Annotated in this window: 27 protein-coding genes, 2 pseudogenes and 1 riboswitch; of the genes and pseudogenes, 18 read left to right on the forward strand and 11 right to left on the reverse strand. The window is 60.5% G+C overall.

The annotated features are described in order from the left end of the window. Nucleotides 1-54: 54 nt before the first annotated feature. The 3 genes from SCLO_RS14030 to SCLO_RS14040 are packed head-to-tail and all read right to left on the reverse strand — an operon-like array spanning nt 55 to nt 2,334. Complete coding sequence (locus SCLO_RS14030; RefSeq protein ID WP_197705105.1) at nt 55-516, reverse strand: DUF6527 family protein; 462 nt, start codon at nt 514-516, stop codon at nt 55-57. Continuing rightward, nucleotides 516-1,700 (reverse strand): ThiF family adenylyltransferase, encoded by a 1,185-nt coding sequence (locus tag SCLO_RS14035; protein ID WP_066519862.1) that lies wholly within the window; start codon nt 1,698-1,700, stop codon nt 516-518. The genes SCLO_RS14030 and SCLO_RS14035 overlap by 1 nt, the downstream gene beginning before the upstream one ends. Then, nucleotides 1,675-2,334 carry a multiubiquitin domain-containing protein gene (locus SCLO_RS14040; protein ID WP_066519860.1) on the reverse strand — a complete coding sequence of 220 codons (660 nt, stop codon included), beginning with the start codon at nt 2,332-2,334 and terminating at the stop codon, nt 1,675-1,677. The genes SCLO_RS14035 and SCLO_RS14040 overlap by 26 nt, the downstream gene beginning before the upstream one ends. A 139-nt stretch (nt 2,335-2,473) precedes the next feature. Between SCLO_RS14040 and SCLO_RS14045 the strand changes: the two genes are divergently transcribed. The 5 genes from SCLO_RS14045 (at nt 2,474) to SCLO_RS14065 (ending at nt 5,913) form a co-directional block, all read left to right on the forward strand. Continuing rightward, nucleotides 2,474-2,863: an MbcA/ParS/Xre antitoxin family protein gene (locus SCLO_RS14045; RefSeq protein ID WP_096362149.1), complete on the forward strand. Its 390-nt coding sequence runs from the start codon at nt 2,474-2,476 to the stop codon at nt 2,861-2,863. Continuing rightward, nucleotides 2,838-3,560, forward strand: coding sequence for an RES family NAD+ phosphorylase (locus SCLO_RS14050; protein ID WP_066519858.1), 723 nt, complete (start codon nt 2,838-2,840; stop codon nt 3,558-3,560). Before SCLO_RS14045 ends, SCLO_RS14050 begins: the two co-directional genes overlap by 26 nt. Before the next feature lie 68 nt (nt 3,561-3,628). Next, on the forward strand, nt 3,629-4,354 hold the full coding sequence (locus tag SCLO_RS23660; RefSeq protein WP_197705106.1) for a hypothetical protein: 726 nt from the start codon (nt 3,629-3,631) through the stop codon (nt 4,352-4,354). 24 nt (nt 4,355-4,378) lie between these two features. Then, nucleotides 4,379-5,155 carry an NYN domain-containing protein gene (locus SCLO_RS14060; protein WP_066519853.1) on the forward strand — a complete coding sequence of 259 codons (777 nt, stop codon included), beginning with the start codon at nt 4,379-4,381 and terminating at the stop codon, nt 5,153-5,155. Continuing rightward, nucleotides 5,152-5,913: a GIY-YIG nuclease family protein gene (locus SCLO_RS14065; RefSeq protein ID WP_083949150.1), complete on the forward strand. Its 762-nt coding sequence runs from the start codon at nt 5,152-5,154 to the stop codon at nt 5,911-5,913. The genes SCLO_RS14060 and SCLO_RS14065 overlap by 4 nt, the downstream gene beginning before the upstream one ends. A 104-nt stretch (nt 5,914-6,017) precedes the next feature. Here SCLO_RS14065 and SCLO_RS14070 read toward each other — a convergent pair whose 3' ends face one another. From SCLO_RS14070 to SCLO_RS14095, 7 genes and pseudogenes are all read right to left on the reverse strand, one after another. Next, nucleotides 6,018-7,307: a hypothetical protein gene (locus tag SCLO_RS14070; protein ID WP_123905517.1), complete on the reverse strand. Its 1,290-nt coding sequence runs from the start codon at nt 7,305-7,307 to the stop codon at nt 6,018-6,020. A gap of 283 nt (nt 7,308-7,590) precedes the next feature. Then, entirely contained in the window at nt 7,591-8,862 is a 1,272-nt protein-coding gene (locus SCLO_RS14075) for a tyrosine-type recombinase/integrase (RefSeq protein ID WP_066519847.1), read from the reverse strand. 254 nt (nt 8,863-9,116) lie between these two features. Further along, complete coding sequence (locus SCLO_RS23415) at nt 9,117-9,254, reverse strand: hypothetical protein (RefSeq protein ID WP_157080321.1); 138 nt, start codon at nt 9,252-9,254, stop codon at nt 9,117-9,119. A 21-nt stretch (nt 9,255-9,275) separates the two neighbouring features. After that, nucleotides 9,276-9,485 (reverse strand): DUF2274 domain-containing protein, encoded by a 210-nt coding sequence (locus SCLO_RS14080; protein ID WP_066519844.1) that lies wholly within the window; start codon nt 9,483-9,485, stop codon nt 9,276-9,278. Further along, a pseudogene (locus tag SCLO_RS14085) lies at nt 9,482-9,910 on the reverse strand (TrbI/VirB10 family protein); the annotation flags it as partial. The pseudogene SCLO_RS14085 and the gene SCLO_RS14080, both read right to left, overlap by 4 nt. Beyond that, nucleotides 9,907-10,539, reverse strand: a pseudogene (locus SCLO_RS14090) (ATPase, T2SS/T4P/T4SS family); the annotation flags it as partial. The pseudogenes SCLO_RS14090 and SCLO_RS14085, both read right to left, overlap by 4 nt. Nucleotides 10,540-10,716: 177 nt before the next feature. After that, the gene (locus tag SCLO_RS14095; RefSeq protein WP_197705107.1) at nt 10,717-11,445 is read right to left on the reverse strand and encodes a hypothetical protein; all 729 of its coding nucleotides are present in this window, start codon (nt 11,443-11,445) and stop codon (nt 10,717-10,719) included. A gap of 122 nt (nt 11,446-11,567) precedes the next feature. Between SCLO_RS14095 and SCLO_RS14100 the strand changes: the two genes are divergently transcribed. The 13 genes from SCLO_RS14100 (at nt 11,568) to SCLO_RS14160 (ending at nt 23,610) form a co-directional block, all read left to right on the forward strand. Continuing rightward, nucleotides 11,568-11,825 (forward strand): ribbon-helix-helix domain-containing protein, encoded by a 258-nt coding sequence (locus SCLO_RS14100; protein ID WP_174521979.1) that lies wholly within the window; start codon nt 11,568-11,570, stop codon nt 11,823-11,825. A 4-nt stretch (nt 11,826-11,829) separates the two neighbouring features. Further along, nucleotides 11,830-12,144 (forward strand): type II toxin-antitoxin system RelE/ParE family toxin, encoded by a 315-nt coding sequence (locus SCLO_RS14105; RefSeq protein ID WP_066519839.1) that lies wholly within the window; start codon nt 11,830-11,832, stop codon nt 12,142-12,144. 47 nt (nt 12,145-12,191) lie between these two features. Then, a complete protein-coding gene (locus SCLO_RS14110; RefSeq protein WP_083949148.1) occupies nt 12,192-12,641 on the forward strand; it encodes a GIY-YIG nuclease family protein in 450 nt (149 codons plus the stop codon). Between the two features lie 34 nt (nt 12,642-12,675). Next, nucleotides 12,676-12,792, forward strand: a riboswitch (TPP riboswitch). 38 nt (nt 12,793-12,830) lie between these two features. Then, entirely contained in the window at nt 12,831-13,478 is a 648-nt protein-coding gene (locus SCLO_RS14115) for a TenA family protein (protein WP_066519892.1), read from the forward strand. Between the two features lie 4 nt (nt 13,479-13,482). Further along, nucleotides 13,483-14,160 carry a TenA family protein gene (locus SCLO_RS14120; RefSeq protein WP_066519838.1) on the forward strand — a complete coding sequence of 226 codons (678 nt, stop codon included), beginning with the start codon at nt 13,483-13,485 and terminating at the stop codon, nt 14,158-14,160. Further along, nucleotides 14,160-14,654, forward strand: a complete 495-nt coding sequence (locus SCLO_RS23930; protein WP_231923243.1) for a thermonuclease family protein — start codon at nt 14,160-14,162, stop codon at nt 14,652-14,654. The genes SCLO_RS14120 and SCLO_RS23930 overlap by 1 nt, the downstream gene beginning before the upstream one ends. A gap of 360 nt (nt 14,655-15,014) precedes the next feature. Further along, nucleotides 15,015-16,679 carry an AAA family ATPase gene (locus tag SCLO_RS14130; RefSeq protein ID WP_066519836.1) on the forward strand — a complete coding sequence of 555 codons (1,665 nt, stop codon included), beginning with the start codon at nt 15,015-15,017 and terminating at the stop codon, nt 16,677-16,679. After that, nucleotides 16,676-17,557: an HNH endonuclease gene (locus SCLO_RS14135; protein WP_066519834.1), complete on the forward strand. Its 882-nt coding sequence runs from the start codon at nt 16,676-16,678 to the stop codon at nt 17,555-17,557. Before SCLO_RS14130 ends, SCLO_RS14135 begins: the two co-directional genes overlap by 4 nt. 9 nt (nt 17,558-17,566) lie before the next feature. Then, nucleotides 17,567-19,441, forward strand: coding sequence for a hypothetical protein (locus SCLO_RS14140; RefSeq protein ID WP_123905518.1), 1,875 nt, complete (start codon nt 17,567-17,569; stop codon nt 19,439-19,441). After that, on the forward strand, nt 19,438-20,199 hold the full coding sequence (locus SCLO_RS14145) for a hypothetical protein (protein WP_096362150.1): 762 nt from the start codon (nt 19,438-19,440) through the stop codon (nt 20,197-20,199). The genes SCLO_RS14140 and SCLO_RS14145 overlap by 4 nt, the downstream gene beginning before the upstream one ends. Nucleotides 20,200-20,263: 64 nt before the next feature. Beyond that, nucleotides 20,264-21,526 (forward strand): IS21 family transposase, encoded by a 1,263-nt coding sequence (gene istA, locus SCLO_RS14150; RefSeq protein WP_096362064.1) that lies wholly within the window; start codon nt 20,264-20,266, stop codon nt 21,524-21,526. Further along, nucleotides 21,523-22,383, forward strand: coding sequence for an IS21-like element helper ATPase IstB (istB, locus tag SCLO_RS14155; protein ID WP_066522470.1), 861 nt, complete (start codon nt 21,523-21,525; stop codon nt 22,381-22,383). Before istA ends, istB begins: the two co-directional genes overlap by 4 nt. A gap of 126 nt (nt 22,384-22,509) precedes the next feature. Further along, nucleotides 22,510-23,610 carry a hypothetical protein gene (locus SCLO_RS14160; RefSeq protein WP_096362151.1) on the forward strand — a complete coding sequence of 367 codons (1,101 nt, stop codon included), beginning with the start codon at nt 22,510-22,512 and terminating at the stop codon, nt 23,608-23,610. Nucleotides 23,611-23,697: 87 nt separating this feature from the next. On the opposite strand, the gene SCLO_RS14165 is transcribed toward SCLO_RS14160, so the two are convergent. Further along, nucleotides 23,698-24,621: a hypothetical protein gene (locus SCLO_RS14165; protein WP_066522112.1), complete on the reverse strand. Its 924-nt coding sequence runs from the start codon at nt 24,619-24,621 to the stop codon at nt 23,698-23,700. Between the last annotated feature and the right edge of the window lie 3 nt (nt 24,622-24,624).

Consider the following 24,624-nt stretch of genomic DNA (forward strand, 5'->3'; position numbering starts at 1 on the left):
CACCGGATCGCCAGTATGCGTTGCGGCGAGGTTAGAGAACCTCGCCGCAGAACATTATTCTCGGCCGATCAGCTTGCGGCAGATTGCCTTGATCCAAGTAAGGGTGCGTTGGACCAAACCAGTTCTGGGCGGCGGCACGGGCGTTGGCGTCGGCATGCCGATGGGCGCCGGCTTTGGCGCAGGCGGCCGCTTGAGCCTACGATCACGCTCCCGTCCCGCCTCGATAGCACCGCGAGACATTCTGCCCGCCCAAAGGATCTTGCCCTGCTTGATCACATAATGTGAAGCGCAAGCGAAGTCGTGATTGCCGATCGAAGGCCAGATCGATGCTGCATCCCCTTCCATCGTCAGTCGATATTCGGTGCGCACGAGAGGCGTGGACACTTCTTCCCCGCACCCACATGCACAATTATGCAACGCGACGCAGCATTCCTCCGAGACATACAGGATCCCGTCTTCGAGAACCTCAGGTATCTCATCCACGAACACGGTTTGAAGCCTATCGACCCGGGCCATTAGGCAGCCCTGTTCGAGATGTTGTTTCCCTCGATCATGTACACCGAGTTCACCTCGTTCCGTTCGTCGCGGAAATAGTTCGTCCAGCGCTTCCATCGCATGATCGCCATGATGGCGTTGAGCGAATTGACAGCCGCGATCTGAATATCTGTCCGGTAGAGGTCGTCGTCCTCCTTGTCATCGCCGAACGGCAGCAGCCGTTCGACCTCGGACCAGGCCGTGCCGGGGCGGATGAAGGTTGCTCGGGCGCAGCCATCAAGACAATCCTCTTCCAGCCCTACTCCGATCCCTGTGTCGACGAAGGGGATCTCCAACTGAAGCAATCCCTCGGCTATCTCACGGCGTGAAGACCCCTTATCGACGCAGACGAACACGAAATCGAAGCCTGCCAGCTCGTCCACATTGGCCGCCGTCACGCAAACAGGATGCGGGGTGATGCCGGTATGCATCCGGGCATAGACCTGCGCGTAATAGGCGACCTTGTACGGGAAATCCTTGAGCAGTTCCGGCTCGGGTGAGCCAGGCGACCGGAACAGATTGTGGTTTAAGAGCTGGTCGCCATCATAAAGATGGATTTCGGTGACCCAGGTCTTTGCCAGCAGGTCGAGCAGAAACGATCCGGTTCCCCCCAGGCCAATGATCGCGACCCGCCCCTTCAGCTTGCGGTTCACGCCGCCGATCCGATAGCGGGCCGAGGCGGAATCGGGAATGGCAAACGGGCTATCGTCATTGGCGATCATCGCCTTGGCATGGGTCCGGGCGTTGGCCGTCCGATCAAGAGACCGGGCGGCGCCGCCGATCAAGCGCTCATAGGCGACCACCTTGTCATAGATATTCTCGTACCGGTGGGTGACCTCGGGCTTGGACGAGAGATAGTGATCCACGTCCATTTCGCCGCAGCGCTGTTTCTGGGAATTGTTGATGATGTTCCCCATGGGGGCGCCGTTGCGATGGCACGGCGTCCCGCCTGCGAAATACATCGTGTGATCGCCCTGCGGCGTTGCCGTAAGGCCCGTGCCGTCGAGCGACAGGGCGCAGGTGAGCACGCCCCTTGCCAAATTCCCGTCAACCGTGACGTGCGGAACGCTCCGCACGATCAAGTGGCTGTTACGCACCTCGATCTCGAAGCCCTCGTCAGCGAGGCGCTTGAGATGGGGATCACGACTTATCAGAGCGGCGGACATTGAAGACCATCCCTTTCTTCACCTGAATGGTCTCGCCCTCGACGAGATCGCCCTCGGCGCCATGGACGCCGTGGAGATAGGTGATCGTGTAGTTGAAGTTCTCAAAGTCGGGGTTGGGATATGCGATCGCCGCGATCTCCCGGTAGCTGTGCGGGCGCTTTTCCACGGTCCTGGGGCGTCCATTGACCTTGATGGTTACCATTTTGGGCTCACGGCTGCGGATCCGTTCGACCCCAGCGCCATCCAGCGAGACCTCACCATCGCTCGGGATGATGGCATCGCCTGCGCTGTCGAGGATGAGCTCAAGTTCTTCGTCGATCTCGCCATAGCGATAGATGTCGGCGGCGAGGATCGTCGGGGAACCCCATTCCCAGCCCCGCTCGTTGACGGTGAAGTTGTAGGTGCGGTCGCTGGTGAACGAGAGGAAGACCGCAATCTCGCCGCTGGCGAACTTGACCTCCTCCTCAATACTGATCGAGCGGGCAAGGCCGCCTTCAATCTGGATCAGAACGAAATCGCTGGCAGGTTCCAGCCCCGCAATCTCGCGGATCTGGCTACCGTCCAAGACTTTGTCTCCGGTGCCATGAAGGGCACCGTTGACGCTGAACTGAAATTTGTCGTGGCCCTTGGCCATAACGGTGCTCCATATTCTGCTGACTCTTGATCCCGAATCCACCATGGACTAGGATCGCCATCGAGTCCCGATGTGGACTATCTATATCGGGACTAATTTGCGTTTCAAGTCCAAATCTGTATGAGAGGGAGAATTATGCGTGGTTAAGCTCGAACCCACCGCCCAAGCGGGCGAGGGGCGGTCCGCGATTCCGGCGGCAATGGAGGCATTCCAGGGGCTGGCGGAATTATGGCAGCTGTCGACCGAGGACCAGTTGCTACTGCTCGGATCACCCGGTCGATCGACCTTTTTCAAATGGAAGAAGGATGGCGGGTCGCTCCCGCGTGACACGGTTGAACGCGTTTCCCACCTACTGGCGATTCACAAAGCGCTCGAGATTCTGTTGCCCGACACTCGCGCTGCCGATGGTTGGATTCGCCGACCCAATGCCCAGTTCAACGGGCAAAGTGCCCTTGATGTCATGCGCGGCGGCCAGGTGATGGATATTTATCGCGTGAGACAATATGTGGATGCGCAACGTGGCGGATGAATTCATCGCGGAAGATGTCGAGCAGCCCTTCTTCACGCTCATTCCATCGCGCTTCCCCACCATCGACGTGTTCGCCCGTGTCGCAAATGATCGCAGCCATGCGCTGGCCGAGATTGAATCGCTGACCAATCCGCGCTTACGCGAACGGGATCGCCTGATGAATGGGGCGCAAGTCGTGGACGGAAATGGTCCGCTTCTGCAAAACTGGAACCACGCGCCATTCACCTACCCGAACCCGGATGGTACGCGTTTCTTCGACGCGGATCGCCCCGCGCTCGAACTGGCCGCGGATATGCAAACGGCATTGGCGATCTCGATCCGAAAGCGCGAAACGTTCCTCAGCAAGACTGGTGAAGCGCCGATCGGCCTAGAAATGCGCGAACTCTCGCGGAAGGTGAAGGGACGGTTTGTCGATGGGCGTGACTGGGATCCCGAGCTTGATCTTGCCGAACGGCGCCGTCGTGGCCGCAAGATTGCAGAAGCGGGCTTCGATGGCATTCTTTTCCGGCCTGCCGAGCGACCGTCAGGCCTTTGCGTGAGCGTGCTCAAGGGCGACGTGCTGGAGCGCGCCGTTCAACGCGATCACTTCAAGTTCGTTTGGGATGGCAGTCGCGTCCGCACCGTTTACTCGTTTGCCTCCGACGTCCAATATTCCCCGGAAGATTTGTGCGGGATCACCCAAGTCCTAGCGGCCTAACGCCCATGCACCGGCATCGCCCCGCCATGGGGGCATGTGCGACGGCGCAGGACTGATAGGGCGCTCAATTGCGGCAGATCAGCGGTGCTCCAGATTGCGGGAGACATGAAATTCCAGGCCAACTGATCACCGCCGTCGATATGGCCAATGCCAATGGCATCGATCCGAAGCGTTTCCGTGCGGCCCTCCGAGCCGCGGGTCTGGGCTGGCATCCGCACAACGGTCGTTGGGAGGCCATGCGTGGAAGCAATCAGCATCAGGACATGGAAACGGTCATGGCGCAGATTTGCGGAGGGGGCTTCAAGCAACATTTGGCCACAAAGGCTCCCCGCGCCGTTCCCAAGGCAGCATTGCGCGATGAGCACTATGTGCTCGATCTCTGCGACGAATTTCTAGGCTTGAGAGCCGTGCGTCAGCATTGCTTCCCATTTCTAACCGGAGATCCAGATCGGCGTGGCCGCCGCAAGGCCCTGCCTGTCGATGGCTTTTACCCAAGCCTCAACCTCGTCGTGGAATATCATGAGCGCCAGCATCGCGAGCGTGTCGGCTTTTTCGATGACAAACCGACGGTCTCGGGAGTGTCTCGTGGCGAGCAGCGCCGGCGATATGACGAGCGGCGTTGCGATTTATTGCCGCAACACGGTTACACGCTCGTGGTGCTCGAGGTAGCCGAGTTTGCCCATGATAGAGCCAAGCGCCTGCTCAGGGTTGCCCGAGACAAGGACGTCGTTAGCCTCCGCCTTCATAAATTCGGGCCAAAAACACGCTCTGGCACAGTTTTATCTGCTGATTAATGAAAATTGAGGCATGGTGCGCCAATGGCTACTGAACCGCGCGCGCCCAGACTTGCAGTGTTGATTGATGCTGATAACGCCTCTTCGCGGATTGCGCCCCGTCTATTCGAAGAAATTGCAAAAATAGGCGAAGCCAGCGTTCGCCGGATCTACGGCGATTTCTCGGGAACCAGGCTGAAATCCTGGGCTGACGTTCTTTCGCCCCATGCCATTAAGGCCCACCAAAGCTTCGCATATACCAGCGGCAAAAATGCGTCGGACATCGCCTTGGTCATCGACGCGATGGACCTGCTGCATACCGGCCGATTCGATGGCTTTTGTCTCGTGTCGTCCGACAGCGACTTCACCGGTCTGGCGTCGCGTATCCGCGAACAAGGCATCGACGTCTATGGTTTTGGGGAGCAAAAGACCCCCGAAAGCTTCCGCCAAGCATGTCACCGGTTCATCTATACGGAGAATCTGCTGCCAGAGGCACCGGCGTCGGATGAGCCGGAGCGGCCCGATACGCGTCCGGCCAGCGTCAAAAAGCCGCCCAGCGCTGCGGTGCCATTGATCCGAACCGCAATTTCGCAGCTGGATGATGAGGCGGGATGGGTTGCCCTTGGACGGGTAGGCCATCGCCTGGCAGCCCTTGCCTCTGATTTTGACCCCAGAAGCTACGGCCAGAGCAAGCTCAGCGATCTGGTCGAAAAGGCAGGAGGGTTCGAGTCGCGCCGGACCGAGGCCGGACATATACAGATTCGTGCGACGCAAAATGCCAAGGCGAAGCCGGCGCAGGCAAAGCAAGCCAAGCCGGCATGATGGACGAGCTACCCGAACTCTTGCTCTCTCAGATCGCTGATGGGGGTTTCGTCCACACTGGCCGGTGGGCGCTGAATCCTGAAGGAGCGCTGGTTTTTGCCGGCAATGCCCCGAAGCAGCCCGGCGTCTACATTTTTGTGCAGGCCGGAACTGCGCGATATGTTGGCGTCGCGTCAAAAAATCTCGCGCAGCGCCTCTATATGTACGGTCGCCCTGGCATCAGCCAGCGAACCAATATCCGCCTGAACGGGGTTCTCCGAAACGCGCTCGCGAACGGCGAAATCATCGATGTATATGTGGCGAGCCCGCCTGACCTTGAGTGGAATGGGTGGAAGGTTTCCGGTGCCGAAGGGCTCGAAGCGGCGATTATCCGTGGCTTTCGCCTGTCATGGAATCGTCGAGGAACAGCTCCAGCTCCGATGCAATCTGCATCGAAGGGACGGCCCCCGTCCGATCTGTCCGAGACCGTGGCTTCCTGTGAAGCCGCAGATACAGGTGAAAGGCCGAATACCGCCGACCGCATTCGAGACTATGCGGAAAGCAAGTTTTTCGGCCCAGCCAGGAATGCTGGTCAGCCCCTTGTTGAAGTTTCTGCGCGGAAGATTCACGACGGTCTCAGGCTGCGCAATGCATTCCCTTCGGTTTGTCAGGCGCTCGGCGGACGAAAGATCGCTGAAATGTGCCGGGTCAAACTAACCCGGCGAATTGGCCCCGCGAACAGTTCAACGACCGCCTTTGTTTTCGAACTGCTCCAATAATGGCGGGAGCGACCGATTGACTCTGCACTGTGCATTGATCGATGCTCCTGCCTGAGCCAATTTCTTACGAATGCAGCAGCGATGAATTACACAAGGCGGCATTTTCAATGAGTAAGGAATGCCGCGTCCTGAACTTGCCCATTATCGTCGTAACGAACTGCGAGTTGCATATCCCCCGCTTTCGTCAGCATCCCTTGAACAAATCCATCCAACCTTGAAATGGCGTCGCTATATTTTTCCGAAACGGAATATGCATTGAAATGAATTTCCTTCGCAATTCGAAGAACATTTTCGCTTCTAAAGCTTATTAATTCATCAGTATTAACATAAGAATGGCTTATTAATTCTTTGACCTTCTGAGACACGGCCTCTTTGAAGGCGTCAATAGATGGCAACCATTCTTCCGATATAATCCTCGGCCTTGAGTATCTTCTATTCATCGGGTCAAGGTAACTGACAATGGTTTGCGCGACGGCGGCCAATTGCAAATACATCTCATAACGCGCCACCAAAGGTTCAATCTTTCGAACCTGATCCATGATTTCGTTATAAGTATAACGCGTTCCCAACGTATCCTTGGATTCTATCTTGGAAATGTTGCCAATAAGATTGATTAAATCTCGCTGGACAAGAGTAATCCATCCATGCGATTCCCTAATAACATTCTCTATTGCGTGAGACTTTTCACTAGAAATTGCATTTGGATCAGACAAATCTCGCAAATAAGGGAGCATATCTTTTAGATAGTTCAGTGCTCCGGCTATCTTCGAGACGTCCTGGCTCTCCATGTGCTGCTGAATATTAGATAGCGCACGATTGATGCTTCCGAGGCTTCTCTCGATATCAGCTAAGTGGGCTTGAGCTACCGCGATGCTAACAAGCATGAAGGCACCACCCGCGATCTGCGATGCCTGTCCAGATTGAACAATACGCCCTTTCCCCACAATCTGGTTGGCTCCGCTGGAAGACACTTGCACTGCGTCCGCAAATACCTCTCCAGATTTGCTTTTCATAAGCGTATATGTCCCATCTTTCAGCCCTTGCGCAATTTCGGGCTTGAAGACGAGACGGATTGTTTTCCCAGGAAGTCGCGCAGATCCGCTAACCAGATCTGATGCTAGTTGCGCTATTTTGCCTATCTGTTCGTCAGATCGATCAATGCGCCGCGTGGAAAGTGGCATGGATGCCATCTCCTCAACCTTCATCAAAACGGCACCGCTGTGGTCCACCACGGACATATCTAGGACTTCGTAGGCGTCGGGATTAGAGGTGGGGATAATGTTTGCGGGCGCAGCAGCTATGGTGCCTTGCCTTTTAAGCCGTTGGGTCTCGCGAGCATAATAGGCCGCGGCTATCGAGACTGCGACCAACATCACTACGAGAAATACTGTCATCACATGTACCACGCGAAAATACCGTACGTTTCACGTTCGTACGGTTAAATCGCTAATCTACAAGCGAAGATGAGCGTCACGAAGGCAAAATTCGACGGCAGGAGGGTAGGCTTCGCTGGCGTTGGCAAAGACCTGATTAATGCGATCTAAAAGTGATAGGGCATTCTCACCGTCAGCCTCGCAAATTGGCGCAGCGAGTGACCGGCCGTCTCACTTTGCGTTGGCAGGAATGCCCCAAGTCTCCTTGCCCATGCTGACCGGCATCGTACCGTCGAAATGACAATCATGCAGCCTTTCGATCCGCCGGACTGTGCTGGGCCTGATCGTCCGAGGAATCCAGCAGCGCGGCGATCTCACCACAGGTACGGGTAACGGCGAGTTTCAAGGCTTCGTCGATATGCACGTACCCTTGGGTGACGCTCTGTGCAGCGTGGCCGAGAAGCGCGCGGATCGTCAGCTCGGAAAAGCCGAGATCACCGGCAACGCTACCGAACGTATGGCGTAAGGTGTGAGGCGTGATCCCCTCAATGCCAACTGACGCACACAGCCGCGAGAGGCAGGCTTTGGCAGCTGTGAAATATCCGTCGCCGAAATCGGCGGGAAAGACATAAGGGCAATTCGGGCGAAAGGGCTGGCCGGCGGCCAGTTTCGCGGCAGCGGGGCCGATAGACCTGATTTGGGCGTCCCCTTTGGTGTCGGGGAAACTCACATAGCCTGCATCGGCATGAAGCCATGCGCGCTTGAGGCCCTGACCTTCAGAAATACGAAAACCGGTAAGGAGGAGAAAGCGCACGATCGCCAGTGCGACGGGATGCTCGCCGTTCCGCTCGGCATGGCGCATCGCCAGGCCCAGCATCCGGATCTCGGCAACACTCAGTCGCCGTGTCTTCTTTTGCCCAGCCAGTTTTCGGGCGCCACGACTGGGATGATTTTCAATCTGGTCCAACCGGGCAGCATGGCCAAGGATCGCTTGCAACGTCGCGACCGTTCTTGCTGCAACTCCGGGGCCGCCGGTCGTCGCGCCGCCGCGCCGCTTGTCCTTCGGCTTCGCTGTCTTCCCTGCCGCAATATCGGACTGCATTCCCTCGATATCGGCCACCTTGAGCCCCTGGGCGAGGCGTGCGCCAAGGAGAGGTTTGATGTGCGTTTCGATGCGGCTTTTATCCATCGCGAGTGTCGATTTCTTGATCGGGCGATTGCGACGACCGAGGATGCGTCCGGCTTCGGCTTCCTTGAGATACCAATCGCACAGGGTCGCAACAGTCACCTGGTCGCGAGGATTGTCTTCCGCGTCAGCGGGGTCCTCGCCGGCAGCGACAGCGCCGAGTTTGATCTTGGCCTGGTCGCGAGCGAGTTCGACGGTCAGCGTTCCGTATCGCCCCAAATTGATGCGGCGGCTTTTTCCTGCCGCGTTGCGATACTGGATGATGAAGGTTTTCACTCCGGCCCTGGTCACCCGCACGCCGAAACCTTTCAATTCCCCATCCCAGAGGAACGCTTGAGCCGATGTCGGTGCCTGCAAAGCGTCCACAGCTCTCTTTGTCAGTTTGGCCATTTCACATTCTCACCGTCCATCTGCTTACACGGCTGGATCATAGCATCTATGTAAGCAATATGTAAGCAGATGGATGGAAAAATTAGGTCGGCGTGGCGAAGCCTATCGAACGACATCCAGATTTATATATTGAAAAATAGTGCTTTATCGTGATTTCGGATATTGCAGCGTAGGCGTTGAGGGACCTTGCCAAGGTTGGGGTCGAGGGTTCGAATCCCTTCGCCCGCTCCAGTTTTCCTAATAAAATCAGTAACTTATGTTAGGCTGCGTTTGCGGCGATGTTGGCTATTTTTCATCATCGTCCACCGATCGTCCACCGTTTTCGCCTGTTCTGGCGACCAGTGGCGATCACTGGCGTAGATTTTTCGTACCGATTTTTTGAGATCAACCATCACTGTCCGAGTCCTGCGACTTCAACGGTCGCGGCGCGCTTTGGCGAAAACCCGGTCGGTAGCCATGAATCGCTCCAGCATGGGGGCGATCAGGCGGGCGGGCGGGATTGGGCTGCCTTCGCCGAGTAGCTCGCCATAAACGACCAGATCACGGTGGACGGACGCCGGCAGTTCCACGGTAAGCTTGACCGGCCGATCGTCGGCCAGCGGCCCGAGCTTCAGTTTCGTCATCGATTGTCTCCGATCGCTTCCAGGACAAGGTCGCGGGTCAGAACGATCCTGAGCGGATGCCCCGGCCTGATGGTGAGCGTGGGCTGCACATTCAATTGCCGCCGCACGATCTGCTGGCCGGTCTGGTTGATGGTGTCCTGCGAACCGCGTCGCAGGGCACGGGTGAGATCGTCCTCGCTGTCTGCCCCCAACTCGGCCCCGACCCCGAGCAAGGTCGATATGGCGGCGGCTTTGAGCAGATTCCCCCAATGCTGATTCACGCGGTCCTGTAGCCCCGCGAACCCCGACGCATCGGTGCCGGGCTGGCGCTCGAGAACGATCGAGCGGCCGTCCGGCATGATCAGCCGGTCCCAGGCGAGCAGCACGCGAGTCTGGCCCGCCGCGACCTCGCTGTCATACTCGCCGATCAGCCGCGCGCCCTGAGATCGGACAGCGAGACGACGCCATCCTTGGTCCGCATGGCGACGAGGTTGGGCGCGGCGCATTGCAGCTCGCGCGTGTCCTCGATCAGCACGATCCGGTCGGTGGTCCGCGCGACTTCCGCGAGCAGCGCGTTGACCAGCGTGGTCTTGCCGGTGCCGGTTCCGCCCGCGACGAGGATGTTGGCGCGGGTTTCCACCCCATGCCGCAGCGCATCGGCGTGAGTCGCCGACATGATCCCGGCAGCCGCATAGTCGCCCAGCGTGAACACCGCGACGGCCGGCTTGCGGATCGCGAAGGCGGGCGCGGCGACGACGGGCGGCAGCAGCCCCTCGAACCGCTCGCCCCCTTCGGGCAGCTCGGCCGAGACGTGCGGGGACCGGGCGTGAACCTCGACGCCGACATGGTGCGCGACCAGGCGCACGATGCGTTCGCCGTCCGCGGCGGTCAGCAGCTCACCGGTGTCGCTGATGCCTTCGCCCAGCCGGTCGACCCACAGCCGGCCGTCCGGGTTCAGCATCACCTCGATCACGGCGGCATCGTCGAGCCAGGCGGCGATCGACGGCCCGAGCGCCGTGCGCAGCATCCGCGCGCCGCGTGACTTCGCCTCGGAACGGATCGGGTGGACGGTCAAGAAAAAGCCCCTGATGAGGGCCGGGCGAACCGCCGCCCGGCTTCAGGGGCTCAGCAAGAAAGCCGCAAAGCGGGCAGATTCAACAAGGAAATGCAGCCGTCGAACCGTGGCGAAGAAAGACAGGGAATGGCGTAGGAACCGCGCAATGCCGGTCTCCGAACTGGGCATCGATTTTCATCAGTGCCGCGTTACCGATTCGAGATGCCGGTCAGTTTCCAGTGACAGGGCTGCATGCCAGAGTGGCGTCTTGAAGAAATGCTCCTGCCGGGCGAACCCTTCTCCGGTGCGGACCTCTTCCAGCAGCCCCGCCCAGCACAGCGGACGCAAGACATGAATATAGAGCGCGGCCCTTTGTCGCGGATATCCATGTGGCGTTTCCTGTTCGTCGGAACCGAACAGGACAGAACATAGCGTTTCCTCGCTCACGCCGTTCTGCACTTCGACATTGATCACGTTCAGGAAGATGTCCCAGTTTCCGAGCAGATGGTCTCCGTACCGGGTGTATTTGCTGTGATCGGTGTCGAAGAGCAGCCGCGATGCCAGCAGCGTCCATAAGCTGGCAGGGTCATTCTTCAACTGTCCGGCAAGACGGGTGAGATGCAGTGCGCCCTGACGGTGGCGCACGAGCTTCGCTCGCACCAGCAGATCATGCAGGATTACCAGGGGCGGAAAATCCGACTCGTTGAGCACCTTGTTGACCGCATAAAGATCGGACGCTGAATACCAGCGCCAGTCGAACGCTTCTGCGGCCCATTCCACAAAATAGCGTTTCAACCCACGCGATGCGGTAAGCCCGATCGGACCGTTGGCCTCGATATACCCGATGGTCAGCAATGCGGCACGAAGCAGCGGAGAATGCTGTGCCGGTAACTCCGGGTCGATGATCGGGTTGAAAGGCGTCATCATCTCACTGTCGCGAATCTACCGGCAAAAGCCAGTTGCCATGCGCGGACGACGCACATAGCCGCACGCTTGTCTCTGTCCACAATATCCCTTATCCTGATGACAAGAGTTTGAAGGAAACTATCATGTCCAGAACCATGACGCTGAACGTGCGGGTGAGCGGAGCGCTGGGTGAGTTCGTTGCCAGCAACGTCGGGGACGACGGGGCCTATGAGAATGTCAGCGAATATGTCCGGGATCTCATCCGCCGCGATAAGGAGCGCGCCGAAGCCGAACGGTTCGAGCGATTAAAGGTCGAATTGACCGCCGCCTTCGCGGCACCTGAATCGGCTTATGAGGCTATCGACGCCGAGACGGTCATCGCCCGCAACGCGCGGCATTGATCGCATGACCGCCTTTCGCGTCCAGGATCGAGCGGGCTGCCGTCTCGACGATATCTATGTCTATACCCGCGACACCTGGAGCGAGGAACAGGCCGTCCGCTACATACGGGGACTGTTCAAACGGTTCGGCGAGATTGCGGCGCGAAAAACCCCCTGGCGGCCTGTTCCGGCCGAGTTCGGGGTGGACGGCTTCTACTGCCGGCATGAGCATCACTATATCTACTGGCGCCTGCTGTCCGATGGCGCGGTCGGGATCGTGACGGTGCTGCACGAACGGATGCACCAGTTGGAACGTTTTCGCGAAGACGCGCCGTTGTAGCAGGCACGCGGCAGAGCTCGTCGAGGTGAGCTGGTGGGTACGGCTACATGATAATCGAAACAGAATTATTGGCCGCCATGTGCAAGGCTTTGCCCGCCTCGGTTGCTGCCGGGCCGGAAACACCTGACTGCGCGCCATGTGGCAAAGGTGCCTATGCGCTCATCATCACCATCGGCTCCCCGGCGGAATTTGCACATAAAGGCATCACGCATGTCCTGCCCGCCAGCACATACATCTATGCCGGGAGTGCATACGGTCCCGGCGGTATCGGCGCCCGATTGCGGCGGCATTTCCAGCGAGAGAAAAAGCTGCATTGGCACATCGACCGGCTCACCACCGCAGCGGAGAGTGTTCGGGCACTCGCCATTGAACACGGCAGGGAATGTGAGATTATCGCTGCGCTTGGCCATCTACCGGGATTTCGGCACCCGGCCCTAGGCTTTGGCAGCAGCGATTGCCGCACCTGTTCCTCGCACCTTCTCCAATATTGCCCATGACCGGATGACTTCACCGCTGCCCCGGCCTACAGTCTATGCTTCCAGGGGGGGGCCGGCACAGGGCTGAGATACCGCAGGCGTAAAGCAGCGCGGAAAACCCTTCGAACCTGATCCGGGTCATGCCGGCGAAGGGATGGGATATGTCCGCCTCCCGCCGCACCATGACCATGCCAGAGAAAGGGCATGACGATGAGTGAGCGCTTTACCGACAGCCTGCGGCAGGCGAGCGAGCCGTCATGGTCCAGGGCGACCGGCCACCGCCTTGTCACCCAGTTGTTCGACGGCAGCGTGCCGGACAAGGTGATGGCATCCTATCTCATTCAGGATCACCGCTTCCTCGACAGTTTCCTGATCCTGCTGGGCGCAGCGATGGCGAGCGCGGACAGTTTCGAGGCGCGGATACGGTTCGGGCAGTTTACCGGCATGGTGTCGGGAGAAGAGAACACCTACTTTCTGCGTTCATTCGAGGCACTGGGCGTCAGCGAACGGGAACGGAGGGACGCACCGGATACTGAGCCAACAGCCGGGTTCAAGGCGATCATGCGCGAGGCGGCGGCCACCCGTTCCTATGTCGCGGCGCTGGCGGTGCTGAACGTCGCGGAATGGCTCTATCTCGACTGGGCGATGAAGGCGCCCCAACCGCTTCCCGAAAACTTCGTCCATGCCGAATGGATCACATTGCACGACAATCCGGATTTCCGGGACTTCGTGGCCTTCCTGCGCGCGGAACTGGATCGCGTCGGCCCGTCCGAAGCGGAGGTCGCCCGCGACTTCTTCCTGCGCGCGGTCGCGCTGGAGCTGGCCTTCTTCGATGCAGCTTATGAGGTTGAGGCCTGATCCCATGGACATTTTCGATCGTCTGAAAGCATCAGCCCAGTCCGACTGGGATAGCTATGTCGATCATGCGTTCGTACGCCAGATGGGCGACGGCACTCTGCCCGAGCCCGCATTCCGCACCTATCTGGTGCAGGATTATCTGTTCCTGATCCAGTTCGCTCGCGCCTGGGCGCTGGCGGCCTACAAGAGCCGGACCATCGCCGATATCCGGGCCGCGCAGGCCGGCCTTGCCTCCATCCTCGACGAGACAGAACTGCATGTGCGTCTCTGCGCCCGCTGGGGACTCTCGCCTGAAGCGCTGGAGGCTGCGCCCGAGCATCAGGCGACGGTGGCTTACACTCGCTTCGTACTGGACTGCGGCGCGGCCGGAGACTTGCTCGACCTGCATGTGGCGCTGGCGCCATGCGTTATCGGCTATGCCGAAATCGGTAGGAAGCTCGCACCCCATGGTGTCGATGCCCTGGGCGATCACCCCTATCGCGAGTGGATCGGGGAATATGCAGGCGATGGCTATCAGGGGGTTGCAGATGCTGCCCGCCGTCACCTGGACGATCTTGCTGCCCGCTCCCTGACGGATCGGCGATTTGCCGAGCTTTCCAGCCTGTTCGGCAAGGCCTCACGGCTCGAAGCGGACTTCTGGCAGATGGGCCTCGATGGCGTGACAAAGGAACGCCGGGACTGATGCGCAGAGGCCGGAGGGGCTGGCAGAAAAGGCGATCGCCTGCACCGAAGACAAAGCTGAGCAACCGGGCTTTCTGGACCGTCACCGCGATCATGTCCGCCAGCGCCTTCGGGGCGGTCTGGTTCTGGGATGGCGGGCCGTCGGTTTCATCCCCCGGCGATCCGGACACATTCGCCTGCACCGCCCCCTATATCCACGACGGCGACAATATCCGGTGTCAGGAAACCGGGCGCGGAAGGCTGTACGGGATCGATGCTCCCGAAATGCCCGGCGCGTGTCGTCCGGGACGCAGTTGCACGCCGGGCGACCCGATCGCCAGCAGGAACCATCTTCGCAGTCTCACTGCTTCTGGAGACATCCGGTGCAGGAAAATCGAGACCGACCATTATGGCCGGGCGATCCTGCAATGCTGGACCGGTCAGACGGATCTGGCATGCGCGCAGGTGAAGGCAGGCCATGCCGTTAAACGCTACGGGAATCTGCGATGCAGATAATCAGCAGGAGAGCATACAGCTGTGAATGCTCGGCTCCGGCAAGCGCCAACATTGCCGACATTCCACGGCTTAAAGTGGCGCCCTAAAACCTGCCGATCATTCATCGGGCCATTGCATCCTAGCGTGCGATCCAAATTCCATTGATCCTGTGGGCAAAACCGAAGCGAGTTGCGCCCTCCTTCTGTCGACAAGACCGAAGTGCTGGCACCGGCGCGAGGCATAGAACAAAGGGAACCGCTGCACCTAGACATCGCCGCGGAGTTTCCTTTAGCTACATAAAGCATTCGACCGCGTCACACTCCATAGTATCCAACTGACGTCAGGCAGAATCGCAAGGCAATCGATCGGCATCAGGGGGGTATGGTGGCAGAGAACCCATCACAGGATTACTGCGTTCAGTTCGTCACCGAACGCGGGATCTCGCGCCAGAGCGAACCGGGCACGATCACGATCGCGCCAAGTTCGGACAGCTGGAATGATTTCGGCGAGCGCATCCTTGTCGAGATCGCCATCCAACCCCGCAGCGAGCCCCCATTCTCGCATGAGCGCCTGACCTTCCGTGGCTTCTTTGGCTTCGTCGATAAGCAGGCAGGAAAAAGCGATACACTGCATTTGCGCGACATCGTCGATCAGACTCCCGACACGCCAGTCTCGGCCGACAAGGTGCCGGATTATTTCACGATGCTGCCGGACATGGCGAGCTATCGCCGCATCGTCGGCTATCTCGGCCCGGAGGAAGCCCGGCTTGCACTGCGTGCGATAAACGACATCGTCGAGGCCGACGACCGGCCGGTCAACCGACCCTGGCTGCGCGCGGCGCGTGAGAGCCAGATCTTCCTCAACGCCTTCCTGCGCCATAGCGAACCCTATTTCACCTGGAAGAATGCGGCACCGATCCTGCGCGGCGTCGAATATGAGGAACTCGACCGGATTTCCGACGGGCTCCATATCAAATTCCGGCTCGCCGGCCGGCCCAACGACCATGACCTCACCTTCCGCTTTGCCGATGGCGACGCCGTGCTGCCGCAGCGCTTCGCGATCGTGATCGGCAAGAATGGCGTCGGAAAAAGCCAGACGCTGGCGCAGATCGTCGATGCCGCACTCGCCGGCAAGCCGAAGCTGACCGACACTCGGGGCGACCGGCCGCTATTCAACCGCATCCTCGGATTCTACCCATCGGCGACCATCACCTCGGTGTTCCCTAGCGACCGGCGCAAGCACGCGCGGGTCTGGTATCGGCGCTTTTCGATGGTGAGCGGGCGCTCGCGCCAGACGACCAGCGATCTCATCGTCCAGCTCGCGCGCAGCATAGAGGGCATCGGCGGCACCAGCCGCTATGAAATTTTCCTGAAGGCCATCACCACGATCGACGGGTTCCGGGAGCTGGTCCTGCGCACCAAGAGCGGTGAGCGCGGTCCGGTCCCAGTTCACGGCCTCAATCGCGGCGCCGAGCAGGAGACCATCCGTCGCTACGCGTCGATCAACACCCGCTCCGAACCCGTCCGAATGATCGACGGCAAAACCTATCCCCTGAGCAGCGGCGAACTCAGCTTTCTCCGGTTCGCGGCGCTTGCTGGCCTTTATATCGAGAACGGCACGCTGCTGCTGTTCGACGAGCCCGAGACGCACCTCCATCCCAACTTCATCAGCCAGTTCGTCGCGCTGCTCGATGGGCTGCTCGCGCAGACCGGGTCGGCGGCGATCCTCGCGACCCATTCGGTCTATTTCGTGCGCGAGGCGGTCGAGGAACAGGTCACGGTGCTGCGGTCGGATGAAGACCGTGCGATTTCGGCGGAGACGCCGACGCTCAAAACCTTCGGCGCCGATGTCGGCGCGATATCCTATTTTGTATTCGGCGAGGATCAGCCCTCGCGGCTGGCGCTCGAAGTCGAGAACAAGATCATGGCGCAGACAGCATCGTGGGCGACGGTGTTCGAGACCTATAAAGACCGGGTGTCGCTCGACCTACTCGGCGAGATCCGCGCTCGCGTCGAAGGCACCGATAGCGAGGCCGACGGACAATGAACCGGCTCGATCCGTCCGAGGATTTCGACGATGCCGGTGCGCTCGATGCGCTCGGCCTCAACACGCGCCTCAAATCCTATCCGGATTTCGCGGTCGAAATCCCCGCGCTCAAGGCCGGCTATCTCCAGTATGTCGCTGCCAGCGGTAACGCCCACGTCATCCTCAACGTGGCCCTACCCGACCCCATCAAAGCACAACTCAAGTCGCTTTACGCCAGCCCATCCAACGAGCTGCCGCACATCAACCGCATGCGCGCCGAGAGCGACGCCAATTGCTGCCCGATGTGCGGATCGTTCCACAGCGGCACGCTCGATCATTTGCTGCCCAAGACCGATTTTCCGGCTTTCGCGATCTTCGGCCGCAATCTCGTGCCGGCCTGCAAATGCAACAGCAAGCGCAGCACGCTCCTCACCGGACCCAATCCGGGCGAGCGTATCCTCCATCCTTATTATGACGACATCCTGGGCGAGCGGCTGTTCGTCGCGCGGTTCGAAGATCCTGGCAAAGTTCCGCGCATCACGCTGCGCCCGCTCCTCGACGCCGTTGATCCCAACTACACGGCGGTGCGGTTCCACATGGCCAACATCGTCGAACGCACGTCGATCATGCGCTATCTCAAGGCGAGCTGGATGGGCATGCTGCGGCGCCCGAGCCTCGCGGCGGGCGAGCTGCGCAATGCGCCTGCGACCCGCCAGGATCTCGATGACATTCTGACGCTCGAGCTTGACCGCCAGGACGATACCCATGGCAGCAGGAACAACTGGCGTTCAGTATTCGTTGCCGGCTTGCTGGATGATCCTGTCCTCGACTGGCTGATCGCCGCTTTCCAGCGGCCAAACTATCAACCCGACGGCCCATTGCTAGACGGCATCGTCTAGCGACGCACCATGAGTGGACTTACCCTTCCGGCAAAGGGGGACTGGTCCAGAGCGAGTGTATTGTCGCGCGCCGAATGGATGAACTGGCGCCAAACTTCGCCTATACTGGGACTGCGGCCTGACCCAAGCGCCGCCGATGGGGGACGATTGAGCGACCGGAACGACATCATCGCAGCAGCGAATGCGGGCAAGCTGCCCGAGCTGTTCGTCGAACGGCTGCGCCGTCACCGCACCGACGAGCTCGGCAAGGCGTTCCGCGCCACCCTGGCCAAACTCCACAATGACGGAACAATCGATTTGCTGGAACCCGCGCGGCAGATCGCGACATCACCGATCAACCAGCACGACTTCTTCACGGTGATGTACGTCTATAGCGAGCTGATCCCGGCGCTCGACGCCAGCGTCCCGGACATGCTCGCCGCCGTCAAAGCCCTGTCGACGCGCGCCGGCGAGGATCTCGCCTCGGGCATGGCCAATGGCGGCTATCGGACCTGGGCCGAACAGGGCAGCCGCGCTCGCGACACGTTCGAGACAATCAACCCCGAGGATGGTGACGACAGCGCCTATGTCTTCCTGGCGTTGCAGGCGCTGGCCAAGGCCGAGCCCGATGCAGCGCTCGACCGCGCGATCCTCTATGTCGGCGGCAATGCGGGTCCAGCGCGGTCGGCTGCGGCCAAGGCGATCGGCACGTTTGATCTTACCGATCCCGACCGCCGTACTCGCGCTACCGACGCGCTCGCCGCCCATGCAGCGAGCGCCGACGACAACAGCCTCGGCCATATCCTCGCGGCGATCTGCGAAATCGCTAAAGCTCATCCCGACACTCACACAAAGGCCGCGGCGCTGATCGACGCCAATATCGAACGTACCGGCGACCATGCGATCAACCAGCTATCGCTCGAACTGATGTTCCATGCCGACGAGCTACCGCCGGCAATCGTAAAGCCCCTGACCGCGATCATGCACCGTGTTCCGATCGGCAATCGCGGCACGATCCGCGACATTGGCGCGGCGGCGGGCAAGCTCGCCGACAAGAACCGCCTCGATGAAGCGCTGGCGCTGATCACGCCGTTGCTCTCACAGCATGAGGAGCTGACCTCCCTCGAGCCGCTCGGCAGCCTAAACTATCATCTGCTGCAGTTACCGCCCGATGAACTCGCTCAAACCATCATCATCTGGCTGCTGGCGTGCGACCCCAATCTTGGCCGCGCTACCATGGCGCTGGTCGGCGACCATCATGGCGATGCGCCGCTCATCCTCGATCCTCGCTCCGCAGCCGCCGGCCTCGACGACCCCGAGCGGCTGCTGCTTGCCCACCGGGCGATCGGCTGGCTGTTGGTCCATCCGGTCACTGCCGCGTCGCTGGTGGTCGGCCTGCTCGACGGCGCCGGCGACGCTGCGCAGGGCACGATCGCCGAACTGCTGTTCGATCCGCTTCTGATCAACTTCTCGGGGTCGGTCGGTGACTGGATCGCCGAACAGGCCAAGGCTCCGGGTCATCCATCACAAGCCATCCTCGAAGATCTCATCACGCGGCTCGAGGCTTATATCGAGGGGCTGCGGGAGCCCGGCCGGATCAAGGAACTGCGCCCGTCCGAGCGCGAACGGCTGATCGAGAACCACCGCCAGCATGAGTCGATGCGCCAAGCCTATAAGGCATCGGAGAAAACCTCGATCCTCGCGTCGCTCGCAACGCGGCAGGTGCTGCTCTACGGCACGCGCTCGATCAGCTATTTCAAGGGAATGGGCGGCAAGCAGCAGCGCAGCGAGATGAAGATGCACAGCTTCAGCCACAGCATCGAATCGCCGCGCCTCAACATCCTCGAGCCGTTCGACCTTGACTATATGCTGCGCGTGTTTCGCGCGATGAGAACCGCGCCATGAAACTCGTCATCCGGGAATATCTGGCGTCGCTGAAGGAGCGCGACGAACTCGACGCGATTCTACCCGACCTACTGACCGAACTGGGCTTCACGGTCTATTCGCGGCCGGCGCGTGGCACGCGCCAATATGGCGTCGATGTCGCCGCGGTCGGCCCCGGTCAGGATGGCATCCGGCGCGTGCATCTGTTTTCGGTCAAGTCGGGCGACCTCGATCGCAACGAATGGAATACGGCGAGCCCGCAAAGTCTCAGACCGTCGCTCGACGAAATCCTCGATCATTATATCACGAGCCGCATCCCGCCCGAATATGCGAGGCTCCCGATCGCAATCTGCCTGACCTTCGGCGGTGCGATCGATGAGCAGGTCCGCGCCGAAGTGACGGGTTATATGACCCGCAACACCACGCCCAAGATCAGCTTCGAGGAGTGGAACGGCGATCGGCTGGCGCAGGTCATTCTCGACGGCATCTTGCGCGAGGAGCTACTGCCAGCACCGCAACGTAGTCATTTGCGCAAGGCCGTGGCGATGGTCGAGGAGCCCGACATCGCGCTCGACCACTTCCAAAGGCTGTTGCGCGCCATAGCTGACCAGCCCGGTGCGACGCCCGCAGGCCGGCTCAGTCAGGCGCGGCTGATCAACATCTGTCTGTGGATCATGTTTGTCTGGGCGCGTGTGTCATCGGTCGTGCAATTCTCCGCAAAAGTGGGCTTTGAAAATTCCCTAGTTGGTGGCCCCTTCATCTCATTCTGCCGGGGCTAGCCCCGGCAGAATGAGATGAGCCGACATTGTCCTCATCTCCTTTGCAGACGCGGAGACGGGGCCGATGATCCGACTTGGAGAATTGATGATGATCCTCGAACTACATCGGCAGGGCGTATCGATATCCGCCATTGCCCGACGCACTGGTCGCGATCCCAAGACCATCCGAAAATATATCGAACGGGGCATCGAGGCCCCGGTTTACGGCCCTCGCATGCTGGGTCGACCGAACAAACTGGCACCCTATCTGGAATTTTTGCGTGAGCGAGTGACGGCCTTTCCCGATCTGACTGCGGCGCGCCTGACGCGGGAAATCCGTGAGCTGGGATATATGGGCGCCTATACCGCGGTAAAGCGGTTCCTGGCAGCGATCCGGCCGGAAAACGGCCCCAAGCCCTTTGAGGTTCGGTTCGAGACGCCGCCTGGCGTGCAGGCACAGGTCGACTTTGCCCGGTTCGTCGTCGAATTTACCGATGAGCCCGGCGTCAGCCGGATCGTCTGGCTGTTCAGCCTGGTGCTGGGACATTCGCGCTTCCTGTTTGCGCGCTACGTCATGCATCAGGATCTCCAAAGCCTGTTGCGCTGTCATATGCAGGCCTTTGAAGCGCTCGGCGGCGTCCCGATCGAGATCCTCTACGATCGCATGAAAACCGCTGTGACCGGGGAAGATGATCAGGGCCACATCATCTACAATCGATCATTGCTGGCTCTGGCCGGGCATTATCGCTTCGTGCCGCGCGCCTGCCGTCCCTATCGGGCCAAGACCAAGGGAAAGGTCGAGCGGCCATTCAGCTATATCCGCAAGGACTTCTTCCTGGGCCGGAGCTTCCGCAATCTGGACGATCTCAATGTCCAGCTGATCGACTGGCTCGATACCGTCGCCAACGTCCGTGTCCACGGCACGACGCAGCGGATTATTGCTGAAGCCTTCGCCGCCGAGCAGCCTGAGTTGCAGCTGCTCCCGGCGGGCCGCTTTGACGCTGTTCTGAAGCTGGAGCGCCGCGTCAGCCACGATGGGATGGTCTCGGTCGGCGGCAATTACTACAGCGTTCCCGATCGCACCCGGCGCGTCGTCGAAATCCAGCAGTTACCCGACAAGATCCGGATCGTAGACCTGGGCCAGGTCATTGCCGAGCACCCGGTTCTTGAGGGGCGTCGGCAGTACAGGATCGATCCTGCGCATCGGACAGGCAGCAGCGGCGCCAAGCGCCGTATCCATGGCAAAGAGGTAATCGCCATCGGTCGTGTAGGCGAGCATGTCGCCGTGCGCTCCCTGGCCATCTATCAGGCGATCGGCAGCCAACTGGCGCGGGGAGACCGGCCATGAACCATGGGGGTGCCGCATCCCGCGTCGATAATATCCGCCGCAGCCTCGTCCATCTCAAAATGCCACGCGCCCTGGAGATGCTCGACGCCACCCTGCGCGGCATAGAGCAGGGCAAAATCGATGGCATCGAGGCCATCGACATATTGCTGAACGAAGAACTGTCGCTCCGGGAGAACCGCAGGATCAAGGCAGCCCTGCGCATGGCAAGGCTGCCGATCATCAAGACGCTGGACGGATATGACTTCTCCTTCCAGCCATCGCTCGACAGGAACCGCATCCTGGCGCTCGCTGGCCTGGACTTCATCAACCGGGCCGAGGTGGTGCATCTGCTGGGCCCGCCCGGTACCGGGAAAAGCCATATCGCCACGGCCCTTGCCGTCGAGGCCGTGAAGGCGGGCAAGAGCGTCTACTTCATCCCGCTCGCCGATCTGATCGCTTCACTGACCAAGGCTGAACGCGAGGGCACGTTGCGCGAGAAGATCCGCTTCCTATGCCGATCCTCCCTGCTCGTCGTCGACGAGATCGGGTATCTTCCCGTCACGCCCGGCGGCGGCAATCTCTTCTTCCAGCTCGTCAACGCCCGATACGAAAAGGGTGCCATGATCCTGACATCCAACCGCGGCTTCGCCGAATGGGGTGATGTCTTTGGCGATCCGGTGGTGGCCACCGCGCTGCTCGACCGCCTTCTTCACCACGCTGTGGTCATCCAGATCGAGGGCTCCAGCTATCGCATGCGACAGCACGCCGACCTCCTGCCCGAGCATGCGCGCATGGCACCGTCCATCAACCCGCCGCCCTTGCCGAAACGGCGCGGCCGCCCGCCAGCAAAGGAAAAGCCCGATCTCCATCACGGCTGATCACCGACACAAACCCTCCCGCCAAACTAGGGAATTTTAGATGCCCACTTTTGCGGAATCTTCGGTGCCCGTTGACAGCGTGAGGCCGACAATGTCGAGGCGCCCTATCGGGCCAGCGAGTTGGCCTTGCTCGAGGTGTGGCAACTGCTCAAGACCGACATCGCCAAGACCTCGAAATCTGGCGAGGCCGCCAGCCTAGTCCTGAACGAACTGGCCGAGCTCCATTTCACGATCTGGGATGCGCTGTTCGAGGACAAGATCCTTCCGGCGGCCGAGATCCGTCATGCGATCTCGACCGCGGTCGAAAGCCACGCCGCGCTCGACATCAACCTCAAGTTGTTCGATCTCGTCGGCCGGCTGGCGCTGCGCGGGCTGTGGCTGGTCTGGCAATTGTCGCCGGCGAGCGGCCCCGTTGTTCTCACCAACGACTATCTCAACACGCTCCCGGCCCTCGTCAGCGACACCACCCGGGCGAGCCTCAATCAGATCGACCGGCTGATCGAGGCCATGATGGCGATCGTCAGCAACAATCGCGCGCTGCTCTCGCCGATCGGCGACTGGCAGGCGATCGACATTGGTCTCGCCTTCACCCTGCTCGCCTGCCGTCCCGGCGCGCATGGCGCGATTGATCAATGGGCCGAGGAACTCGCCAAGCACTCGATGTTCGCGTTCAAAGCGCACGGCCGCTACCCGATCACCAGCCGCTCCTACTGGGATCTGGTTGATCATCCGTCCGAGCGCAGCGACGAGTATCGCACCGCCTCGACCGAGGGCAGCATTCTCTATCCGTTGCTAGCGCTGTGGGCGGCGGCCAGAGGCGAGCAAGCTCTGTTTGACGAGATCGCAAAGTTCAGCGAAGACGGCCTTGCACATTGCACGTTCCAGACCTGGCTTCCCGACGAGGACAGCGAGGACAATCTTTATCTGAACCGCGACAGCCACGGGGCGGCGCTAGCCGGCATTCCGGTGACCGAGGGCACGCACGACGCGCTCGATTTCATCCTCGCCGAGGCGAAGACTAACAAGCATTATGACCAGCTCACGGCGGTGAAGCTCGGCCATTGGCCAATCGTGCTGACCGCTTGCCGCGCACATCGCCTGCCGGTGCCGCCGCAAGTCTGGCGCGACCTGCTGCCCCATGTAACTCGGCCAGCCAGAGAGCCGGTCCCGCCCCCAGATGACGGCGCGCCTGAGCCACCAGACGCTGGACCCGAAGACGCTCGCTAGACGCGATCACCCGCCAGCGCGGTCCCGCCACGCCGACAGGGCTTCGCCGATGTCGGCACTTGGACGGTGCGTGCCAATGCCAAGTCGTCAGGTGCGTCGTTTCGACGGCGGGTTGATCGATTTTCTGGTCTTCGCTGTGCTCGACTTGCGTTTGGCGCGTGCGGCCGCGCGCTTGTCCTTGAGCGGCACCACCTCGGAGACGTCAATCTTGCACACAATCGGTTGCGGACCTGTCGCGGCGCTTTCCCGAATTGCCCGCGCGCGCGAATGAAGATGGTCCATGACGGCGGAGAAGGGGACGAGTGGGTCGCCCGGCGCGATTTCCCAGCCGCCCGGGCGCGGCTGCTGGTGGACGAGGAGCAGGATGCCGTGACGCGCCGTCTGGTGGCGCAGATATTGACCGCAAAGTTGAACTTCGAGCGCCGCTTCCAGCTGCTTGACCGAGAGGCCATCCGCCACCTTGATCTCGACCGGGAGATCGACACCGCCATGCCGGCTCGTCAGCGTGATGTCGGGTTCCTTTTCATCCGCGAAATGGGTCTCGCGCTGTACGGTATAGGCTTCCTTGCGCCGCTCCTCGAGCTGGGTCGAGACCCATCGCTGGACCGCATTCTCGTCGGCCAGTCCCTGCAGCGTATCGCCCTGCGCGAACTTGCCGTGAAGAAGATCATGCTCGACCGCCTCGAGCCTACGCCGCGCTATCAGCTGCAGATCTTCCGTCGTGCGCGGCGCGCGATCGAAACTATTCTCGAACACCACCACGTCGGACGGCAGCCAGGCGACCAGCTCCGAATTCACCTCGGCATGCCGCTCTGCATGGATGCGCAGATGCTTGGGTTCGATCGGAAAATCGGCGATCTCCGCCATGCGCCGGATCGCGGCCTGCGTGGCCTCGCCGGGCGTTTTCAGCAACCTGTCGAAGATCATATGCCGCGCGTTTTGCGCCTCATCGCGCAGTCCCGGCGAATAGACCTTGCCGTTCGCGCGGACGATATCGTCCGCCGGTCGCACGCC

The organism is Sphingobium cloacae (assembly GCF_002355855.1).
GTDB lineage: Bacteria > Pseudomonadota > Alphaproteobacteria > Sphingomonadales > Sphingomonadaceae > Sphingobium > Sphingobium cloacae.

Bases quoted from the DNA above. Each gene is read 5' to 3' on its own strand.
- SCLO_RS14030 (WP_197705105.1), bottom strand. From the start codon at position 516: ATGGCCCGGGTCGATAGGCTTCAAACCGTGTTCGTGGATGAGATACCT.
- SCLO_RS14035 (WP_066519862.1), bottom strand. From the start codon at position 1,700: ATGTCCGCCGCTCTGATAAGTCGTGATCCCCATCTCAAGCGCCTCGCT.
- SCLO_RS14040 (WP_066519860.1), bottom strand. From the start codon at position 2,334: ATGGCCAAGGGCCACGACAAATTTCAGTTCAGCGTCAACGGTGCCCTT.
- SCLO_RS14050 (WP_066519858.1), top strand. From the start codon at position 2,838: ATGTGGATGCGCAACGTGGCGGATGAATTCATCGCGGAAGATGTCGAG.
- SCLO_RS14060 (WP_066519853.1), top strand. From the start codon at position 4,379: ATGGCTACTGAACCGCGCGCGCCCAGACTTGCAGTGTTGATTGATGCT.
- SCLO_RS14065 (WP_083949150.1), top strand. From the start codon at position 5,152: ATGATGGACGAGCTACCCGAACTCTTGCTCTCTCAGATCGCTGATGGG.
- SCLO_RS14070 (WP_123905517.1), bottom strand. From the start codon at position 7,307: ATGACAGTATTTCTCGTAGTGATGTTGGTCGCAGTCTCGATAGCCGCG.
- SCLO_RS14075 (WP_066519847.1), bottom strand. From the start codon at position 8,862: ATGGCCAAACTGACAAAGAGAGCTGTGGACGCTTTGCAGGCACCGACA.
- SCLO_RS23415 (WP_157080321.1), bottom strand. From the start codon at position 9,254: ATGGTTGATCTCAAAAAATCGGTACGAAAAATCTACGCCAGTGATCGC.
- SCLO_RS14080 (WP_066519844.1), bottom strand. From the start codon at position 9,485: ATGACGAAACTGAAGCTCGGGCCGCTGGCCGACGATCGGCCGGTCAAG.
- SCLO_RS14095 (WP_197705107.1), bottom strand. From the start codon at position 11,445: ATGATGACGCCTTTCAACCCGATCATCGACCCGGAGTTACCGGCACAG.
- SCLO_RS14100 (WP_174521979.1), top strand. From the start codon at position 11,568: ATGTCCAGAACCATGACGCTGAACGTGCGGGTGAGCGGAGCGCTGGGT.
- SCLO_RS14105 (WP_066519839.1), top strand. From the start codon at position 11,830: ATGACCGCCTTTCGCGTCCAGGATCGAGCGGGCTGCCGTCTCGACGAT.
- SCLO_RS14110 (WP_083949148.1), top strand. From the start codon at position 12,192: ATGATAATCGAAACAGAATTATTGGCCGCCATGTGCAAGGCTTTGCCC.
- SCLO_RS14115 (WP_066519892.1), top strand. From the start codon at position 12,831: ATGAGTGAGCGCTTTACCGACAGCCTGCGGCAGGCGAGCGAGCCGTCA.
- SCLO_RS14120 (WP_066519838.1), top strand. From the start codon at position 13,483: ATGGACATTTTCGATCGTCTGAAAGCATCAGCCCAGTCCGACTGGGAT.
- SCLO_RS23930 (WP_231923243.1), top strand. From the start codon at position 14,160: ATGCGCAGAGGCCGGAGGGGCTGGCAGAAAAGGCGATCGCCTGCACCG.
- SCLO_RS14130 (WP_066519836.1), top strand. From the start codon at position 15,015: ATGGTGGCAGAGAACCCATCACAGGATTACTGCGTTCAGTTCGTCACC.
- SCLO_RS14135 (WP_066519834.1), top strand. From the start codon at position 16,676: ATGAACCGGCTCGATCCGTCCGAGGATTTCGACGATGCCGGTGCGCTC.
- SCLO_RS14140 (WP_123905518.1), top strand. From the start codon at position 17,567: ATGAGTGGACTTACCCTTCCGGCAAAGGGGGACTGGTCCAGAGCGAGT.
- SCLO_RS14145 (WP_096362150.1), top strand. From the start codon at position 19,438: ATGAAACTCGTCATCCGGGAATATCTGGCGTCGCTGAAGGAGCGCGAC.
- istA (WP_096362064.1), top strand. From the start codon at position 20,264: ATGATCCGACTTGGAGAATTGATGATGATCCTCGAACTACATCGGCAG.
- istB (WP_066522470.1), top strand. From the start codon at position 21,523: ATGAACCATGGGGGTGCCGCATCCCGCGTCGATAATATCCGCCGCAGC.